Raw genomic sequence first — 17,965 nt, forward strand, 5'->3', positions numbered from 1 at the left:
ATGGAAGAGAAGCTTCGTTTTGCTATTCGTGAAGGTGGTCGTACTGTTGGTGCCGGTATCGTTTCTAAGATTATTGAGTAAATAATGGTTGTTGAACGACGTCTTTATTACAGAGGTCGTTTTGCGTGGCAGGGAAATAAAAGAGCATGAACAGTCAAAATATCCGAATTCGCTTGAAAGCGTTTGATCATAGAGTTCTTGATTCATCAACGCGTGAAATTGTATCGACTGCTAAGCGTACTGGTGCAAATGTCCGTGGTCCTATTCCGCTTCCAACACGGATTGAGAAGTTTACGGTTAATCGTGGACCACACATTGATAAGAAGAGTCGCGAGCAGTTTGAAATGCGTACACATAAGCGTCTTCTTGATATTGTTGATCCAACACCGCAAACAGTAGATGCGCTTATGAAGCTTGATCTTTCTGCTGGTGTGGATGTAGAGATTAAGCTCTGAGGTTTGAAGGACGGAAGGAACAGATCCGATGCGTTCAGGTGTAATAGCACAGAAGCTGGGCATGACCCGTATTTATAATGAAGCTGGTGAGCATGTACCGGTAACAGTACTTCGTTTGGAGAGCTGTCAAGTTGTGGCTCAGCGTACGGTTGAAAAGAATGGTTATACTGCTGTTCAACTAGGTGTAGGCTTTGCCAAGGTTAAGAATACCTCTCGAGCTCTTCGTGGGCATTTTGCTAAGGCTTCTGTTGAGCCAAAAGCTAAAATAGCAGAATTTCGCGTGAGTCCTGATAATCTTCTTGATATTGGTACAGAGATTACAGTAGAGCACTTTGTTCCGGGACAGAGAGTTGATGTGACAGGTACGAGTATCGGTAAAGGTTTTGCTGGTGTTATGAAGCGGCATAATTTTGGTGGACATCGTGCTTCTCATGGTAATTCAATAACACACCGTGCTCATGGTTCGACAGGACAGTGTCAAGATCCGGGTAAAGTTTTTAAAGGTAAAAAAATGGCTGGCCATATGGGGCAGGTCTGTGTAACAACACAAAATATTGAGGTTGTTTCTACAGATGTTGAACGTGGTTTAATTTTAGTGCGTGGTGCTGTTTCTGGTTCTAAAGGCGCTTGGATTTTGGTGCGTGATGCTGTAAAGAAACGTCTTCCTGATACTGCACCTAAACCTGCTGGTATTCGCCATCTTGCGAAGGATAAAACTGAAATGGTTACTCCGGTATTGGAAACCTCTGAAGTTGAGGGAGCCGAATAATGGATCTTGTAATTAAAACCCTTGATGGTAATGAAGCCGGCAAGTTAAAAGTTTCTGAGGCTATCTTTGATCTTGCTCCACGTGAAGATGTTTTGCAGCGTGTTATTCGTTGGCAGCTTGCACGTCGTCAGCAGGGGACTCATCAATCACAAGGACGGTCTGATGTGTCGCGAACAGGGGCAAAGATGTTTAAACAAAAAGGAACTGGACGTGCTCGACACTCATCTGCTCGTGCACCACAGTTCCGAGGTGGTGGTAAGGCGCATGGTCCGGTTGTCCGTAGCCATGCACATGATCTTCCTAAAAAGATTCGTGCGCTTGGGGTGCGTCTTGCTTTATCCGCAAAATTAAAGGCGAATGATTTAATTGTCGTTGATGATTTGAGTATTAAAGATGCTAAAACAAAAATGCTTGTTTCTTGTTTTTCTAAACTTGGGTTTGATAATGCTCTTTTAATTGGTGGCAAGGAAATAGATATTACTTTTTTTCGTGCAGCATCTAATATCCCTAATATCGATATTTTGCCAATTCAAGGGATTAATGTTTATGATATTTTGCGTCGCAGTAAACTTGTTTTATCAAAAGCAGCTGTTGAGGCTCTTGAGGAGCGTTTTAAATGACAGATCTTCGCCATTATGATATAATTATTAGTCCAGTTATTACTGAAAAGTCGACTATGATTTCTGAGTATAATCAAGTTGCTTTTAATGTCGCGCCGAAGGCGACAAAGCCTGAGATTAAGGCAGCTGTTGAGGCAATTTTTAGTGTAAAAGTTAAAGCAGTTAACACGATAGTCCGTAAGGGTAAAGTGAAGCGTTTCAAAGGCACTGTTGGTCGGCAGAGTGATGTAAAGAAAGCGATCGTGACCCTGGCTAGGGGTCAGTCTATCGACGTTTCGACAGGTCTTTAAAGAGGCTCGGAGATAAGAATAATGGCACTTAAGAACTTTAATCCAACTACGCCCGGGCAGCGTCAGCTTGTTATTGTAGATCGTTCCTGCCTTTATAAGGGTAAGTCTGTAAAAACGCTGACTGAAGGTTTGTCGTCAAAAGGCGGGCGTAATAATCATGGTCGTGTTACTGCCCGTTTTCAAGGTGGTGGTCATAAGCGCAGCTATAGGCTTGTTGATTTTAAGCGTTTTAAACGTGATATTGCTGCGAAAGTTGAGCGTTTGGAATACGATCCAAATCGTACTGCTTTTATTGCGTTAATACGCTACGAAGATGGCCAATTAAGTTATATTCTTGCACCACAACGTCTTGGTATAGGTGATTCTATTATTGCTGGTTTGAGTGTTGATGTTAAGCCAGGGAATGCTATGCCGCTTGGTAATATGCCTGTGGGTACAATTATTCATAATGTTGAGATGAAGCCTGGAAAAGGTGGTCAGATTGCACGTTCAGCTGGTGCTTATGCGCAGTTGGTTGGACGAGATCAAGGGATGGTTATTCTTCGTCTTAATTCTGGGGAGCAGCGTTTGGTGTCTAGTCGCTGTTTTGCAACCGTTGGTGCGGTTTCAAATCCTGATCACGGAAACATTAATGATGGGAAGGCAGGAAGATCACGTTGGCGTGGTAGACGTCCACATGTCCGTGGTGTTGCTATGAATCCAGTTGATCATCCACATGGTGGTGGTGAGGGTCGTACATCGGGGGGGCGTCATCCGGTGTCTCCTTGGGGTAAACCTACGAAGGGTAAGCGTACGCGCTCCAATAAAGTCACTGATAAATTTATTATGCGTACGCGTCATCAGCGCAAGAAATGAGAAAGGTAGTCTGAAGTGGTTCGTTCAGTTTGGAAAGGTCCGTTTGTTGACGGCTATCTTCTTGGAAAAGCAGAAAAGGTCCGTGCGAGTGGGCGTAATGAAGTTATTAAAATATGGAGTCGTCGCTCTACTATTTTACCACAGTTTGTTGGTTTGACTTTTGGTGTTTACAACGGCAATAAGCATATTCCTGTTTCTGTTTCTGAAGAGATGGTTGGGCATAAGTTTGGTGAGTTCGCTCCTACCCGAACTTATTATGGGCATGGTGCAGATAAAAAAGCGAAGAGGAAGTAGGAATGGGAAAAGATAAGGTTCCCCGCCAGCTTAAAGATAATGAGGCGAGGGCTGTTGCCCAGATGATTCGTGTTAGTCCGCAAAAACTTAATTTGGTTGCTGCGATGATTCGTGGTAAGAGAGTTAATGTGGCACTAGCTGATTTGACATTTTCACGTAAACGTATTGCTGTGACTGTCAAAAAAGCACTTGAATCAGCGATTGCAAATGCAGAGAATAACCACGATCTTGATATTGATTCGCTGGTTGTTGCAGAAGCTTACGTTGGTAAGTCGGTAGTGATGAAGCGTTTTCATGTTCGCGGTCGTGGACGTGCTAGTCGGATTGAACGTCCGTTTTCGCATCTTACTATTATTGTTCGTGAAGTTACCGAAAAAGTGGAGGCCGCATAATGGGTCAGAAGATCAATCCAATAGGACTTCGTCTTGGAGTTAATCGGACTTGGGATTCCCGTTGGTATGCTGACAGTGGTGAATATGGACGTCTTCTTCATGAGGATTTAAGAATTCGTTTGTACGTGCTTGAAGAGTTGAAACAAGCCGCTATTTCTAAGGTTGTCATTGAGCGTCCTCATAAAAAGTGCCGTGTAACGATTTATTCAGCGCGTCCTGGTTTGATTATTGGCAAAAAGGGTGCTGATATAGAAAAGCTTCGTCGTAAGCTTTCAGAAATGACTAATGCTGAAACTTCGTTGAATATTGTAGAGATACGTAAACCGGAAATTGATGCGACGATTATAGCGCAATCAATTGCTCAGCAGTTAGAACGTCGTGTTGCTTTTCGGCGTGCAATGAAACGGGCAGTTCAATCAGCTATGCGTCTTGGAGCAGAAGGTATTCGTATTAATTGTTCTGGTCGTCTTGGTGGTGCTGAAATTGCTCGTATGGAGTGGTATCGTGAAGGTCGTGTTCCACTTCATACCTTGCGTTCTGATGTTGATTACGGTACAGCAGAAGCTAAAACTGCTTATGGTATTTGCGGTGTTAAAGTTTGGGTCTTTAAGGGAGAGATTCTCGAGCATGACCCTATGGCTTCAGAACGTCGTGCTACGGAAGCTGATAATTCTGGTTCCTCGTCAAATCGTCGCCGCGAAAATGCTTAGTTTTTGTGATTAAACTAAAGTTTGGAGTAGAGAGCAATGTTGCAGCCAAAGCGCACAAAATTCCGTAAACAGTTTAAGGGCCGTATTCACGGTGCTTCGAAGGGTGGTACGGGTTTAAATTTCGGTGCTTACGGTTTGAAGGCTGTTGAGCCGGAGCGGATTACTGCTCGTCAAATTGAAGCAGCACGTCGTGCGATTACACGTTATATGAGGCGTTCTGGTCGTGTATGGATTCGTATTTTTCCGGATCTTCCGGTTACATCTAAGCCGACTGAAGTTCGTATGGGTAAAGGCAAGGGAAGTGTTGATTATTGGGCAGCTCGTGTTGCGCCTGGGCGTATCATGTTTGAGCTTGATGGGGTTTCTGAGGATGTGGCGCGTGAAGCGCTGAGGTTGGGCGCTGCAAAGTTGCCTATTAAAACACGTTTCATCCAACGTATTGCTGAATAAAGAGGTTAAGCGATGAGAGCCATGGAGTTACGGGCGCAAACGCTCGACCAAATAAAAGATGAATTGGCTAAGTTAAAGAAAGAGCAGTTTAATTTGCGCTTTCAGAAAGCAACTGGCCAATTGGAAAAGACTGCACGTGTTAGGCAAGTTCGTCGTGATATTGCGCGTGTTAAAACTTTTCTTCGTCAGAAGATAAACGAAAGTAAGGTTTAAGGAAATAAGAGATGCCTAAACGCATTTTGCAGGGAGTCGTCGTTAGTGACAAGAGCGATAAGACTGTTGTTGTTAAAGTAGAGCGTCGTTATTCTCATCCGCTTCTTAAAAAAACTGTTCGACAGTCTAAAAAGTATAAGGCACATGACGAGAACAATCAGTTCAAGATTGGGGATCAAATTTCTATTCAGGAATCTAAACCAATTTCGAAAGATAAACGTTGGATTGTTGTTAAAAGCAGTGTAGCGTAGTTAATTAGGTTTATTGTTTTAAAATTTTACAGCGGTTCTATTTTCGTTTGTAGATTTGAGGGCAGTAGCTTTATCGTTGTTTGGCAGGCAAGTTCTGGGGTGTTAAAAGCACCACCGGATATAAATATTAAGAGAAGGTGGCCAGTCATGATTCAGATGCAAACAAACCTCGATGTTGCTGATAATTCCGGTGCTCGTCGTGTCATGTGCATCAAGGTGTTGGGCGGTTCAAAGCGAAAATATGCTTCGGTCGGCGACATTATTGTTGTTTCGGTCAAGGATGCTATTCCTCGTGGCCGTGTTAAAAAGGGTGATGTGATGAAAGCTGTGGTGGTTCGTACTGCTAAGGATATTCGTCGCACAGATGGTAGTGTCATTCGTTTTGATAGTAATGCTGCTGTTTTAGTGGATAACAAAAAAGAGCCGATCGGTACACGTATCTTTGGACCAGTTCCTCGCGAACTTCGTGGTAGGAATCATATGAAGATCATTTCGCTCGCTCCTGAAGTGTTATAAGGAGTGCGTATTATGCAGAAGATTCGAAAAGGTGATAAAGTTGTTGTTTTATCCGGTAAGGATAAAGGATCTAGTGGTGAAGTAATTAAGGTAAATCCGAAAGAGAATAAGGCTTTTGTTCGTGGGATTAATATGATTAAACGTCATCAGCGTCAGACACAAAAGCAAGAGGCTGGAATTGTTTCTAAAGAAGCTCCGATTCATTTATCTAATTTGGCGATTGCTGATCCTAAAGATGGTAAGCCTACGCGTGTAGGTTTTCGTATGAATGCAGATGGTAATAAGGTTCGTTTTGCCAAGCGTTCGGGAGAGTTGATTAATGGCTGAGGAAAAACAAACGCCGCGCATGAAGACGCATTATTTTGAAGTAGTTCGTAAGATTCTTCAAGAGAAGTTTAATTATAAGAATGTAATGCAAATTCCACGGGTTGATAAAATTGTACTTAATATGGGGATTGGTGAAGCAACTGCTGATTCTAAAAAGCCGTCTATTGCTGTTGAGGATTTGGGGTTAATAGCAGGTCAGAAGGCTGTTATTACGCGTGCCCGTAATTCTATTGCAACCTTTAAAGTCCGTGAGGGAATGCCACTTGGAGCTAAGGTTACGTTGCGTAAAGATCGTATGTTTGAGTTTTTGGATCGTCTTGTTACGATTGCACTTCCGCGGGTTCGTGACTTTCGTGGTCTGAACCCAAAAAGCTTTGATGGCCGTGGTAATTTTGCTATGGGTATTAAAGAGCACATTGTTTTTCCAGAAATCAACTATGATAAAGTTGATCAAATTTGGGGAATGGATATTATCGTTTGTACGACAGCAAAAACGGATGATGAGGCACGTGAATTGTTACGTGCTTTTAATTTTCCTTTTCGTTCGTAACGGCAGACAGAGCGAGGTAAGATTATGGCCAAAGTAAGTGCTGTTGAAAAAAATAAGCGTCGTGAGGTGATGGTAAAACGTTATGCTGCGCGTCGTGCACGTTTAAAAGCAATAGTTATGGATCAAAAGGTTTCGCTTGAAGAGCGTTTTAAAGCTTCTGTTCAATTGGCGGAATTGCCGCGTAACTCTGCAAGAGTTCGTGTTCGTAATCGCTGTGAGGTTTCAGGGCGTCCACGGGCTTATTATCGTAAGTTAAAAATGTCGCGGATTGCTTTGCGTGAGCTTGGTTCTATAGGCCATATTCCTGGTATTATTAAATCTAGTTGGTGAGAGGAGATTACTCAATGTCTATGTCAGATCCTCTTGGTGATATGTTAACCCGTATTCGTAATGCACTTGGTCGTAAAAAAGGTAAAGTCGCTACACCTGCATCTAAACTTCGTGCGCGTGTTCTTGATGTTCTTCAATCTGAAGGCTATATTCGTGGATATAATCAAGTCGATTTAGGTGATGGAAAATCTAAAATTGAAATTGAATTGAAATATTTTGAAGGGTTATCTGCTATTCGTGAAATTTCACGTGTTTCAAAGCCTGGTCGTCGTGTCTATGTTTCTGCTAAGTCCCTTCCTCAAGTGGCAAATGGTCTTGGTATTTCGATTTTGTCAACTTCTAAGGGAGTTATGGCGGATTATGAGGCGCGTGAACAAAATGTTGGTGGAGAGCTTCTTTGTCGTGTTTTCTAATTTATATCAAGAAAACAGAAGAAAAATAGGTTAGAACAATGTCTCGTATTGGAAAAAAGCCCATTTCAGTTCCTGTTGGGGTTACTGCGACTGTTGAAGGTCAGGTGGTTAAGGCGAAAGGTCCCAGAGGTGAACTGAGTTACGTTGTAAATGACGAAGTCTTGGTCAGGTTTGAAGGAAATGTTATATTAGTTTCGCCGCGAGATCAGTCAAAAGATGCGCGCTCTAAATGGGGTATGTCACGCTCAATGATTGAAAATATTTTTTGTGGTGTAAAGGATGGTTTTGAAAAGAAGCTGGAGATCAACGGAGTTGGTTATCGTGCTGCTTTGCAGGGAAGGGATGTTCAGCTGTCGTTAGGGTTTTCGCATGATGTGATTTATAAAGTGCCATCGGGAGTTACTGTAACAGTTCCTAAACCTACAGAAATTGTTGTTTCTGGAATTGATAAGCAGCAAGTTGGGCAGGTTGCAGCAGAAATTCGCGAATACCGTAGTCCAGAGCCTTACAAAGGTAAAGGCGTTAAGCATGCAGATGAACCTATCTTCCGTAAAGAAGGTAAAAAGAAGTAAGGATTTTGTATTATGCTTTCATCTAAGGACATTATCCAACATCGTGCGCGGCGTGTTCGTCGTAGACTTAAAATGGTTTCTAGTGGTCGTCCGCGGCTTAGTGTATATCGTTCAAATCAGAACATTTATGCTCAAATTATTGATGATTCGCATGGCTATACGCTTGTTTCGGCATCTACCCTTGAAGGTGATTTAAAAAAATCGTTAAAAAGTAGTGCTGGTAAAGAGGCAGCTTCTGCTGTTGGTAAATTAATTGCTGAACGTGCGAAAGAAGCCGGTGTTCATGAGGTGGTTTTTGACCGTGGAGCATATGTTTACCATGGTAGAGTAAAGGCTTTGGCTGAGGCTGCTCGTGAAGGTGGCTTAAACTTCTAAAATATTTTATTCAGAATTTTGAATAAGGAGATTTTAGAATGTTTCGTGTAAGTTCCTCTCGTTTTGTGATGGAACTTTGTTAGCGTTATTCCGGAAAAGAAAAAGGAATGAGGAATGGCACAAAAAGAACGTGGTGAGCGAGATGAACGTGAGAGTGAATTTGTCGATAGGCTTGTTCATATCAATCGTGTTGCTAAAGTTGTGAAGGGTGGTCGTCGTTTTGGCTTTGCTGCTCTTGTTGTTGTTGGAGATCAAAAAGGACGTGTAGGTTTTGGTCATGGTAAGGCACGTGAGGTTCCAGAGGCAGTTCGTAAAGCTACAGAAGCTGCAAAGCGTGGAATGATTTATGTTCCGCTTCGGTCTGGGCGTACATTGCATCATGATCTTGAGGGTTTTCACGGAGCCGGTCGTGTTTTGTTGCGTTCAGCTTCTGCTGGTACTGGTATTATTGCTGGTGGGGCGATGCGTGCTATTTTTGAAACTCTTGGTGTACAGGATGTCGTTGCAAAATCAATGGGTTCATCCAATCCTTATAACGTTGTACGTGCAACATTTGATGCGTTAAAAAATCAAATGCACCCTAGAGATGTGGCAGCTCAACGTGGTATAAAATATTCGACTTTGCAGGCACGTCGTCGACATTTAATTGATGCAGAAGGTTAGTTTCTGAGATTATCAGAGAAGGAATTAGGGAATGGTTCAGAAAAAATCTCAGAGTGGCAGAACTATAACAGTAGAGCAGATTGGAAGTCCAATTCGGAATTCGCGAATACAGCGGGCGACTTTGAAAGGGCTCGGATTGAATAAAATGCGGAGACAGTGTGTTTTAGAGGATACATCGTGTGTGCGGGGTATGGTTGCCAAGGTTCAGCATCTTGTTCGCGTTATAGATGAAGATTAAAGGTTGCGGGAGTATAAAATATGAAACTCAATGAACTACGTAATCGCGAAGGTGCAACAAAAAATCGTAAACGTGTTGGGCGTGGTATTGGTTCAGGTATAGGGAAAACGGGTGGTCGTGGTGTAAAAGGGCAAAAATCACGTTCTGGTGTTTCGCTTAATGGTTTTGAAGGTGGGCAAATGCCTATCTATCGTCGTTTGCCAAAGCGTGGATTTAAGAATTTTTTTTCTAAAACCTATAACGAAGTTTCGTTAGGGCGTATTCAGTTAGCAATTGATGTTGGTAAGTTGAATATTGAAAAGCCTGTTGATATTATTGCATTGAAAGAGGCGGGTATCATTCGTCGTGTGAAGGATGGAGTGCGTCTTCTCTCTGATGGCGAGTTAAAAACAAAGATTATCTTTCATGTTTCTGGTGCTTCTGAGGCTGCTCGTATGAAGATTGAAAAAGTGGGTGGTCAAATTGTTTTTCCTGAGGCTATTCGGTGATTTATTTTGATCTGGATGGTATTCTAGAGAGGTGTGTATATTTCCTTTGAGGATATCTTTGGTGGAGAGTTATTTAAGTTTTTCATTTATTTCTGTATGACAGTATGGTTTTTTAAAGTTATACTCCTATGATTTAAAGAACTGGAGTGGGGACTGGAGACGTTTTATGGCATCAGCAGCAGAGCAATTTGCTTCCAATATAAACTTTGGTACTTTTTCACGTGCAACGGAATTAAAAAAACGCATTTGGTTTACTCTGGCTGCGCTTCTTGTTTATCGTTTTGGTACTTATATTTCTCTTCCTGGTATCAATATAGATTCTTTACGGCAGACGTTGGAACATCATGCATCTGGTGTTTTAGGACTATTTAATATGTTTGCTGGAGGTGCTGTTGGGCGTATGGCAATTTTTGCATTGGGAATTATGCCATATATATCGGCGTCAATTATTGTGCAGTTGCTAACCTCAGTTATTCCTTCGTTGGAGACTCTCAAAAAAGAGGGGGAAATAGGACGTAAGGTTATTAATCAGTATACTCGCTATGTAACAGTAGTATTGGCGATTCTACAAGCCTTTGGTCTTGCAGTTGCACTTGAAACAGGTATAGGAACAGGGCTTCAAATTGTTGTGGAGCCGGGTCTTATGTTCCGTATTTCTTCTGTTATTACACTTGTTGGTGGGACGATGTTTTTGATGTGGCTTGGTGAACAAATCACGTCACGCGGTGTTGGTAATGGAGTTTCTCTTATCATTTTTACAGGAATTGTGGCTAACCTGCCTTCGACTTTTGCTCAACTTTTGACTGCTCATAGTCAGGCTGATTTATCGACTTTTTTGTTAATAGGAATTCTTTTTATTGCAATTTCTGTTATAGGGATTATTGTTTTTGTAGAGCGTGCGCAGCGGCGAATTCTTATTCAGTATCCGAAACGCCATGTTGGTAATCAAATGTTTCAAGGTGATATGTCTCATCTTCCTTTAAAACTGAATACTGCCGGTGTTATTCCACCAATTTTTGCTTCATCTTTGTTGTTGTTGCCTGCAACTATTAATAACTTTTCCGACAAAATGCCACAGTGGATTCAAAGCATTTCTTATTCTCTTGGTCATGGACAGCCACTTTATATGATCGTCTATGCGCTTTTAATGGCGTTTTTTTGTTTTTTTTATACGGCTATTGTATTTAATCCAAGTGATACAGCAGACCAATTGAAAAAGCACTCTGGTTTTATTCCTGGAATTCGTCCTGGTGAGCGTACAGCTGAATATATTGATTATGTTTTGACACGTATTACTGTTGTGGGGGCTATTTATATTATCTTGGTTTGTTTGTTACCTGAATTTATGATATCTGCCCTACAGGTTCCTTTTTATCTTGGGGGAACATCCTTGTTAATTGTGGTTACTGTGACGCTTGATACAGTTGCTCAAATTCAGGGATATCTTGTTGCGCACCAATATGAAGGGTTGATTAAAAAATCAAAACTTCGTGGAGGTAAAAGGAATCGATGAGAGTTATTCTTTTAGGTCCCCCAGGGGCTGGAAAAGGTACACAGGCTAAAATGTTGGCTGAGGAGTATCATATTCCTCAGTTGTCAACAGGCGATATGTTACGGGAAGTTATTGCCAGAGAGACAGAAATTGGCAAAAAAGCTAAAACTATTATAAGTTCTGGTGCTTTGGTTTCTGATAGTGTTGTTAATCAAATTGTATCAGATCGAATTGACGAAAGTGATTGTGTAAACGGTTTTGTCTTGGATGGATATCCAAGAACTGTGGGGCAGGCAGAAGCCTTGCAACAGATTATGCAGTCAAAAAATATGCAGCTTGATGCTGTTATCGAATTGAATGTTGATGAAAATGCGTTGATTGAACGTGTGGAGAAACGCGTTCAAGAAACAATAACTGCTGGTGGGCAAGTCCGTTCAGATGATAATCCTGTTGCTTTTGCGAAGCGATTAGTGGAATATCATGAGAAAACAGCTCCCTTATCTAAATTTTATTTGGAAAGGGGATTATTGAAGGTCGTTGATGGAATGATTGATGTTGCGGAGGTATCACGCATGATTAGAAAATTTCTTTAATAAGGAATTTTTTAGAAATAGATAAAAGTGTTGACTTTTTTGATGAAATCTATCAAAAAGTGCTTTAATATTTCAGTAAAATAATGGAACTCGGAGTGTATTTATACCGAGCCATTTTTTTCTGTAAGGTATATCAGGTATTTTATGGTTAATTGTTAATATAATCAAGGAGAATAGGCGTGGCTCGTATTGCTGGCGTCAATATCCCAACGAATAAGCGTGTAATTATTGCGCTTCAATATATCCATGGGATTGGACCAAAATTTGCTCAAGAAATTACTAAAAAAGTTGGTATTCCTATAGGGCGCCGTGTGCATGAACTTTCGGATGCAGAGGTGTTGCAGATTCGTGAGGCGATAGATCAAGGCTATCAAGTTGAGGGAAACCTCCGTCGTGAGGTCGCTATGAATGTTAAGCGTTTGATGGACCTTGGTTGTTATCGTGGTTTGCGTCATCGCCGCTCTCTGCCTGTTCGTGGGCAGCGCACACATACAAACGCGCGCACGCGTAAGGGGCCAGCTAAGGCAATTGCTGGTAAGAAAAAGTGAGATTCTTTTTTAGAAAGGGATTCTTATTTTAAAATATTCTGTTTCTTGTTAAAGTTTTTTAGCAAGAACGAGGAAGGTGGAGCTGCTGGTGTTACGGCAGTGAGGAGATCAGTGAAAGGAAGACTATGGCCAAAGAAGCCACACGTGTTCGTCGTCGCGAGCGCAAAAATATTTCATCAGGTGTTGTGCATATCAATTCAACATTTAACAATACAATGATTACCATTACTGATGCTCAGGGGAACACAATCGCGTGGTCATCTGCTGGTGCTCAGGGATTTAAAGGTTCACGCAAATCTACGCCTTTTGCTGCTCAGGTTGCTGCAGAAGATTGTGCTAGAAAAGCACAGGAACATGGTATGCGTTCATTAGAAGTGGAAGTTTGTGGTCCTGGATCGGGACGTGAGTCTGCTTTGCGTGCGTTACAAGCTGTTGGTTTTGTCATTACTTCCATTCGTGATGTAACACCAATTCCTCATAACGGATGTCGTCCGCGAAAAAGGCGGCGTGTTTAGTTGGGTATTGTTTTTTGTTGTCAGAGTCTTCTCTGATGTTCATATTGGTCGTTACGATTGAATGGTAGCGAAACTAAAGAATGGGAATAAAAATATGATCCAGAAAAACTGGCAGGAACTCATTAAACCCAATAAGGTTGAGTTTTGTACACATGATAATCCAAACATCTCGAGTGTGATAGCAGAGCCTCTTGAGCGTGGTTTTGGCTTAACATTGGGGAATGCGCTTCGTCGTGTGTTATTGTCATCGCTTCGTGGTGCCGCGATTACCGCTGTACAGATTGATGGTGTCTTACACGAATTTTCATCAATTCCGGGTGTTCGTGAGGACGTTACAGATATTATTCTTAATATCAAGGAAGTTGCACTTCGTATGGAAGAAGAGGGGCCTAAACGTGTCGTTCTTTCTAAGGAAGGGCCAGGTGTTGTGAGAGCTGGAGATATCAGTACCGTTGGAGATATGGAGATTCTAAATCCAGAACATGTGATCTGTACTCTTGATGAGGACGCTGAAATTCGGATGGAGTTTATTGTTAGTACAGGGAAGGGGTATGTTCCATCTGATCGCAATTTCGTTGATGATACACGAATAGGTCTTATCCCAGTTGACAGTCTTTATTCACCAATTCGTAAAGTGTCTTATAAAGTAGAAAATACACGTGAAGGGCAGGTTCTGGATTATGATAAATTAACCCTCACAATTGAAACCAATGGTGCTGTTAATGGAGAAGATGCTGTTGCTTTTGCAGCGCGTATTCTTCAAGATCAATTATCGTTGTTTGTTAATTTTGAGGAACCGCAGAAGCAAACTGTTGAAGAGTCTGATTCGGATCTTGCTTTTAATCCTGCACTTCTCAAAAAGGTGGATGAATTAGAACTTTCAGTCCGTTCGGCAAATTGTCTTAAGAATGATAATATTGTTTATATTGGTGATCTTATTCAAAAGACAGAATCTGAAATGCTTCGAACACCAAATTTTGGACGAAAGTCGTTAAATGAGATTAAAGAGGTTTTGGCATGTATGGGTTTGCATCTTGGTATGGAAGTTTCTGCATGGCCGCCTGAGAACATTGATGATCTTGCTAAACGTTATGAAGATCAATATTAAAATTTAGAACTTAAGGAGAGGGCCATGCGCCATAGTAAGTCAGGCCGCAAGTTGAACCGGACTGCCAGTCACCGTAAAGCAATGTTTGCTAATATGGCGGTTTCGCTGATTGAGCATGAGCAGATTGTAACAACGCTTCCAAAGGCTAAAGAAATTCGTCCTATTGTTGAGAAGTTAGTGACGCTCGGTAAACGCGGAGGTTTGCACGCACGTCGACAAGCAATTTCTGCACTTCGTGATGCAGGAAAAGTTGCAAAATTATTCGATACGCTTGCGCCGCGTTATGCATCACGCAACGGTGGATATTTGCGCATTATGAAGGCAGGTTTTCGTACAGGTGATAATGCTCCCATGGCTGTTATAGAATTTGTCGATCGTGATGTTGATGCGAAGGGGACTGTAGATCGTGGGTGCACAGAAGATACTGCAAATGAAAAAGCAGTTTCTTCATAAAGATTAAAGTATTTTCTGTCTGTTGAATTTTAGAGAACCGCTTTTCCAGAGCGGTTTTTTTATGTGCATTTTGATCGGTTTTGTTCAAGAGATAAACATCGAGAAAAGATTACAAAATATTGAATTATTTGATTTTTATCATATTTATTGCTCAAATAGTTGTTTTTCTTTTTCATTATAATATTAATAGATATACTTAGGTTATAAAGGATGAGGGATTTCTTATCCTCTTAAGATTAAAGAGTGAGTTAGTTTTAAAGGAGTGAGTAATGAGATATTCTCTTTTGGCGTGGTTTTTTTTTGCTATTATGAGTATGACACAGATATTCTTTCATCGTGCATATGCTCAAATTCCGCAAACACAAAAAGAAATCACTCTTTCCTTTGCTCCTTTAGTTAAAAAGACGATTCCATCTGTTGTAAATATTTATGCAGCTCGACAGATTAGAGCACGTTCACCTTTTGAAGGAGATCCATTTTTTGAGCAATTTTTTAGCCGTTTTCAAAATAATCTACCTGTACGGAAACAATCTTCACTAGGGTCTGGGGTAATTGTTGATTCGCGTGGTTTAGTCGTTACAAATTACCACGTTATTAAGGATGCCAACGAAATTAAAGTTGCTCTTTCTGATGGACGGGAATTTGAGAGTAAGGTTATGCTAAAAGATGAAGCAACGGATATTGCTGTGCTTGAGATTGATGCAAAAGGTGCGCAGTTTCCTGTACTTCCTTTGGGAAATTCTGATGCAGTTGAAGTTGGTGATCTTGTTTTAGCAATTGGTAATCCTTTTGGTGTTGGTCAAACGGTTACAAGTGGTATTGTTTCAGCGCAAGCACGTACACGTGTTGGTATTTCTGATTTTGACTTTTTTATTCAAACAGATGCTGCCATTAATCCAGGAAATTCTGGTGGTGCTTTGATTGATATGAAAGGACAGTTAATCGGGATTAATACGGCTATTTATTCGCGTTCAGGTGGTTCTGTAGGGATTGGTTTTGCTATTCCAGCGAATCTTGTAAAAGTGATGCTTGATACTGTTAGACGTGGTGGGAAGTATTTTGTGCCACCTTATATTGGTGCATCTTTTCAAAATGTTACATCTGATATTGCAGGTGGTTTAGGTTTAGAGCGCCCCCATGGTGCTCTTGTTATTGAAGTTATCAAAGACAGTCCTGCTGCAAAAGCAGATTTGAAAGTAGGAGATGTTATTTTGAGCGTACAGGGGGTGCGCGTTGATAACCCAGATAGTCTTGGATATCGTTTAATGACAGCTGGTATTGGGAACACTCTTGTTTTAGAGTATTTACGAAGTGGAAAAGTTTTAAAGACGGAAATAACTGTTGCATCAATATCAGAATCTGCATTTTTGAAATCTGAAAAAATTGTTGATGGAGGTCCTCTTTCTGGTGCTGAAGTATTAGATTTAACACCGCAAAATAGTCAACGTTTTCATCTTCCTATATCTGCAAGAGGTGTTGTGATTACCAATCTTGATGAGATGAGCAATGCAGCTGGAATTTTTCGTCCAGGGGATATCTTACGTGTTGTTAATGGCCATAAAATTCAAACAGTTAGACAATTGAAAAAGATTCTTATGCAAGGTCGTCAAAATATGTGGCAATTGGAATATGAACGTGATGGTATGTATATTCGTCAGTTTATTCGCTGAGGTTTTTTTTGAATAAAGATTTTTTTACTTCGTCTTTTGATCTCCAAGTTAATAAGAGTCGGCCACTTGCAGAAAGAATGCGTCCTCATTCTCTCAATGATGTGATGGGACAAAATCATTTGTTTGGAGAGAAAGGGATGCTCTCGCGTATGCTGGCAGTTGGCTCCATGAGCTCGATGATTTTTTGGGGACCACCAGGGACAGGGAAAACAACGGTTGCGCGTTTGTTAGCACTTGAAACGAATTTCGCTTTTGAGCAAGTTTCTGCTATTTTTACTGGGGTTTCTGAGCTTAAGAAGATTTTTGAAGTTGCTCGAGCGCGTTTTATGTCTGGATGTCAAACACTTCTGTTTGTTGATGAGATCCATCGATTTAATCGTGCACAGCAGGATAGCTTTCTTCCCGTTATGGAAGATGGTACTATCATTCTTATAGGTGCAACAACTGAAAATCCTTCATTTGAGCTTAATGCTGCTCTTCTTTCTCGTGCCCGTGTTTTGACATTTCTTCCGCATGATAATAAAAGTTTGGGTATGCTTTTGAATCGTGCTGAAGAAGTGGAAGGAAAGCGCCTTCCTTTAGATGATGATGCGCGAGATGTTTTGATAGGGATGTCTGATGGTGATGCTCGGGTGGCATTAACATTGGCAGAGGAAGTTTGGTGTGTCGCACGACCGGGGGAGATATTGGATACTGTTGCTTTGCGAGAAATCGTTCAGCGTCGCGCACCGATTTATGATAAAGGGCGAGATGGACACTATAATCTCATTTCAGCACTGCATAAGTCCGTTCGTGGATCTGATCCTGATGCGGCTCTTTATTATTTAGCACGTATGTTTGATGCCGGTGAAGATCCTCTCTATATTGGGCGAAGATTGGTTCGTATGGCTGTTGAAGATGTTGGTTTGGCGGATCCGCAAGCTCTTGTCATTTGTAATGCCGCCAAAGATGCTTATCATTATTTAGGTTCACCAGAGGGAGAATTGGCTTTGGCGCAAGCATGTCTTTATGTTGCAACAGCGCCGAAATCAAATGCAACATATCTCGCATATAAAGCAGCTATGCATTGTGCACGTAAAAATGGTTCTTTGCCTCCCCCTAAACACATCCTTAATGGGCCTACAAAATTTATGAAGGAAGAAGGATATGGGCATGGTTATCGTTATGACCATGATGAACCAGATGCTTTTTCAGGACAGGAATATTTTCCTGAAAAACTTGGGCGTCAGAGCTATTATCAACCACGAGCACGTGGTTTTGAGCGTGAGATTGGCAAGCGGCTTGCGTGGTGGAAGCAATTGCGCCAAAAACGAGCCAAGTAAGAATGAAATTTTAATTGCGAAAAGACTTTTTATTGGTCTTGAGCTTATTTTTCATCCGTTATGTAATTATCGTTCTATTAATGATTTGTATTATGTCTCTTATTGTTTCTCGTAGAGTAAAAAAATCTTTTTGTATGAAAATTCATATATTGCTTAAAACGCAAGCTTAAGAAATATTTGTCTCATTTTAATTGGTGGCTTGCTTTGTATTTGTGATTTCAGTTGTGCGTGGTTTACTGCGGTTTTGAGTGATAATGGATTTTGTGGGGGTATCAAGAGTAGGGGATTGGTGAAGAGGTTTGATCTTTTAAGTTTTTACGAAAGAATATGAGAGGTGCTGTGTATAAAGTACAGTATTGAGATTGTTTCTTTTCTAGAGGAAGGGATATAAAAGTACTCAGTTTTTCTCCTTTATAGACATGTGTTTTATTGCGATGTATTTTGTGTCATAAGATGGAAGGGATGGTAAATCCTTTTTTGGGCGGTAATGAGA

The 17,965-nt window shown here is 41.2% G+C and carries 30 protein-coding genes; all 30 read left to right on the forward strand.

Annotation, left to right across the window (positions count from 1 at the left end; translation table 11 throughout):
* The coding region (locus HNQ69_RS00005) for an EF-Tu C-terminal domain-related protein (protein ID WP_006589354.1) at positions 1-81 on the forward strand (81 nt) is incomplete at its 5' end.
* Between the two features lie 65 nt (positions 82-146).
* The gene (gene rpsJ / locus HNQ69_RS00010) at positions 147-455 is read left to right on the forward strand and encodes a 30S ribosomal protein S10 (RefSeq protein ID WP_183228079.1); all 309 of its coding nucleotides are present in this window, start codon (positions 147-149) and stop codon (positions 453-455) included.
* Positions 456-483: 28 nt separating this feature from the next.
* Positions 484-1,224 (forward strand): 50S ribosomal protein L3, encoded by a 741-nt coding sequence (rplC, locus tag HNQ69_RS00015; protein WP_183228080.1) that lies wholly within the window; start codon positions 484-486, stop codon positions 1,222-1,224.
* A complete protein-coding gene (gene rplD / locus HNQ69_RS00020; protein WP_183228081.1) occupies positions 1,224-1,844 on the forward strand; it encodes a 50S ribosomal protein L4 in 621 nt (206 codons plus the stop codon). Before rplC ends, rplD begins: the two co-directional genes overlap by 1 nt.
* On the forward strand, positions 1,841-2,134 hold the full coding sequence (locus tag HNQ69_RS00025) for a 50S ribosomal protein L23 (RefSeq protein WP_183228082.1): 294 nt from the start codon (positions 1,841-1,843) through the stop codon (positions 2,132-2,134). Before rplD ends, HNQ69_RS00025 begins: the two co-directional genes overlap by 4 nt.
* 21 nt (positions 2,135-2,155) lie before the next feature.
* Positions 2,156-2,989 (forward strand): 50S ribosomal protein L2, encoded by an 834-nt coding sequence (gene rplB, locus HNQ69_RS00030; RefSeq protein ID WP_183228083.1) that lies wholly within the window; start codon positions 2,156-2,158, stop codon positions 2,987-2,989.
* A gap of 15 nt (positions 2,990-3,004) precedes the next feature.
* Positions 3,005-3,283 carry a 30S ribosomal protein S19 gene (gene rpsS, locus HNQ69_RS00035; RefSeq protein WP_004855734.1) on the forward strand — a complete coding sequence of 93 codons (279 nt, stop codon included), beginning with the start codon at positions 3,005-3,007 and terminating at the stop codon, positions 3,281-3,283.
* Between the two features lie 2 nt (positions 3,284-3,285).
* On the forward strand, positions 3,286-3,675 hold the full coding sequence (gene rplV, locus HNQ69_RS00040; protein ID WP_183228084.1) for a 50S ribosomal protein L22: 390 nt from the start codon (positions 3,286-3,288) through the stop codon (positions 3,673-3,675).
* Positions 3,675-4,385, forward strand: a complete 711-nt coding sequence (gene rpsC / locus HNQ69_RS00045; protein ID WP_183228085.1) for a 30S ribosomal protein S3 — start codon at positions 3,675-3,677, stop codon at positions 4,383-4,385. Before rplV ends, rpsC begins: the two co-directional genes overlap by 1 nt.
* Before the next feature lie 36 nt (positions 4,386-4,421).
* The gene (gene rplP, locus HNQ69_RS00050) at positions 4,422-4,835 is read left to right on the forward strand and encodes a 50S ribosomal protein L16 (protein ID WP_183228086.1); all 414 of its coding nucleotides are present in this window, start codon (positions 4,422-4,424) and stop codon (positions 4,833-4,835) included.
* Positions 4,836-4,847: 12 nt separating this feature from the next.
* A complete protein-coding gene (rpmC, locus tag HNQ69_RS00055; RefSeq protein WP_183228087.1) occupies positions 4,848-5,048 on the forward strand; it encodes a 50S ribosomal protein L29 in 201 nt (66 codons plus the stop codon).
* Positions 5,049-5,059: 11 nt separating this feature from the next.
* Positions 5,060-5,299, forward strand: coding sequence for a 30S ribosomal protein S17 (rpsQ, locus tag HNQ69_RS00060; RefSeq protein WP_010705114.1), 240 nt, complete (start codon positions 5,060-5,062; stop codon positions 5,297-5,299).
* A 147-nt stretch (positions 5,300-5,446) separates the two neighbouring features.
* Positions 5,447-5,815 carry a 50S ribosomal protein L14 gene (gene rplN, locus HNQ69_RS00065; protein ID WP_005865073.1) on the forward strand — a complete coding sequence of 123 codons (369 nt, stop codon included), beginning with the start codon at positions 5,447-5,449 and terminating at the stop codon, positions 5,813-5,815.
* A gap of 12 nt (positions 5,816-5,827) precedes the next feature.
* Positions 5,828-6,142 (forward strand): 50S ribosomal protein L24, encoded by a 315-nt coding sequence (rplX, locus tag HNQ69_RS00070; protein WP_183228088.1) that lies wholly within the window; start codon positions 5,828-5,830, stop codon positions 6,140-6,142.
* Positions 6,135-6,692: a 50S ribosomal protein L5 gene (rplE, locus tag HNQ69_RS00075; RefSeq protein ID WP_183228089.1), complete on the forward strand. Its 558-nt coding sequence runs from the start codon at positions 6,135-6,137 to the stop codon at positions 6,690-6,692. The genes rplX and rplE overlap by 8 nt, the downstream gene beginning before the upstream one ends.
* Before the next feature lie 24 nt (positions 6,693-6,716).
* The gene (gene rpsN / locus HNQ69_RS00080) at positions 6,717-7,022 is read left to right on the forward strand and encodes a 30S ribosomal protein S14 (protein WP_183228090.1); all 306 of its coding nucleotides are present in this window, start codon (positions 6,717-6,719) and stop codon (positions 7,020-7,022) included.
* Between the two features lie 14 nt (positions 7,023-7,036).
* Entirely contained in the window at positions 7,037-7,435 is a 399-nt protein-coding gene (gene rpsH / locus HNQ69_RS00085; protein ID WP_183228091.1) for a 30S ribosomal protein S8, read from the forward strand.
* 38 nt (positions 7,436-7,473) lie between these two features.
* The gene (gene rplF / locus HNQ69_RS00090) at positions 7,474-8,007 is read left to right on the forward strand and encodes a 50S ribosomal protein L6 (protein ID WP_183228092.1); all 534 of its coding nucleotides are present in this window, start codon (positions 7,474-7,476) and stop codon (positions 8,005-8,007) included.
* Positions 8,008-8,019: 12 nt separating this feature from the next.
* Positions 8,020-8,382, forward strand: a complete 363-nt coding sequence (gene rplR / locus HNQ69_RS00095) for a 50S ribosomal protein L18 (protein WP_183228093.1) — start codon at positions 8,020-8,022, stop codon at positions 8,380-8,382.
* 114 nt (positions 8,383-8,496) lie between these two features.
* Positions 8,497-9,045: a 30S ribosomal protein S5 gene (rpsE, locus tag HNQ69_RS00100; protein ID WP_183228094.1), complete on the forward strand. Its 549-nt coding sequence runs from the start codon at positions 8,497-8,499 to the stop codon at positions 9,043-9,045.
* A gap of 31 nt (positions 9,046-9,076) precedes the next feature.
* Positions 9,077-9,283, forward strand: a complete 207-nt coding sequence (rpmD, locus tag HNQ69_RS00105; RefSeq protein ID WP_183228095.1) for a 50S ribosomal protein L30 — start codon at positions 9,077-9,079, stop codon at positions 9,281-9,283.
* 20 nt (positions 9,284-9,303) lie between these two features.
* Positions 9,304-9,771, forward strand: a complete 468-nt coding sequence (gene rplO, locus HNQ69_RS00110; RefSeq protein WP_183228096.1) for a 50S ribosomal protein L15 — start codon at positions 9,304-9,306, stop codon at positions 9,769-9,771.
* Between the two features lie 166 nt (positions 9,772-9,937).
* A complete protein-coding gene (secY, locus tag HNQ69_RS00115) occupies positions 9,938-11,284 on the forward strand; it encodes a preprotein translocase subunit SecY (RefSeq protein ID WP_183228097.1) in 1,347 nt (448 codons plus the stop codon).
* Positions 11,281-11,856, forward strand: coding sequence for an adenylate kinase (locus HNQ69_RS00120; RefSeq protein WP_183228098.1), 576 nt, complete (start codon positions 11,281-11,283; stop codon positions 11,854-11,856). The genes secY and HNQ69_RS00120 overlap by 4 nt, the downstream gene beginning before the upstream one ends.
* A 179-nt stretch (positions 11,857-12,035) precedes the next feature.
* Entirely contained in the window at positions 12,036-12,404 is a 369-nt protein-coding gene (gene rpsM, locus HNQ69_RS00125; RefSeq protein WP_183228099.1) for a 30S ribosomal protein S13, read from the forward strand.
* Between the two features lie 125 nt (positions 12,405-12,529).
* Positions 12,530-12,919, forward strand: a complete 390-nt coding sequence (rpsK, locus tag HNQ69_RS00130) for a 30S ribosomal protein S11 (protein WP_183228100.1) — start codon at positions 12,530-12,532, stop codon at positions 12,917-12,919.
* Positions 12,920-13,013: 94 nt separating this feature from the next.
* The gene (locus tag HNQ69_RS00135) at positions 13,014-14,027 is read left to right on the forward strand and encodes a DNA-directed RNA polymerase subunit alpha (protein WP_183228101.1); all 1,014 of its coding nucleotides are present in this window, start codon (positions 13,014-13,016) and stop codon (positions 14,025-14,027) included.
* A gap of 24 nt (positions 14,028-14,051) precedes the next feature.
* Complete coding sequence (rplQ, locus tag HNQ69_RS00140) at positions 14,052-14,480, forward strand: 50S ribosomal protein L17 (RefSeq protein ID WP_183228102.1); 429 nt, start codon at positions 14,052-14,054, stop codon at positions 14,478-14,480.
* Positions 14,481-14,749: 269 nt separating this feature from the next.
* Entirely contained in the window at positions 14,750-16,150 is a 1,401-nt protein-coding gene (locus HNQ69_RS00145; RefSeq protein ID WP_183228103.1) for a DegQ family serine endoprotease, read from the forward strand.
* A gap of 8 nt (positions 16,151-16,158) precedes the next feature.
* Entirely contained in the window at positions 16,159-17,472 is a 1,314-nt protein-coding gene (locus HNQ69_RS00150) for a replication-associated recombination protein A (RefSeq protein WP_183228104.1), read from the forward strand.
* Positions 17,473-17,965: the final 493 nt, after the last annotated feature.

The sequence above is a fragment of the Bartonella callosciuri genome (assembly GCF_014203215.1).
Taxonomy (GTDB): Bacteria; Pseudomonadota; Alphaproteobacteria; order Rhizobiales; family Rhizobiaceae; genus Bartonella; species Bartonella callosciuri.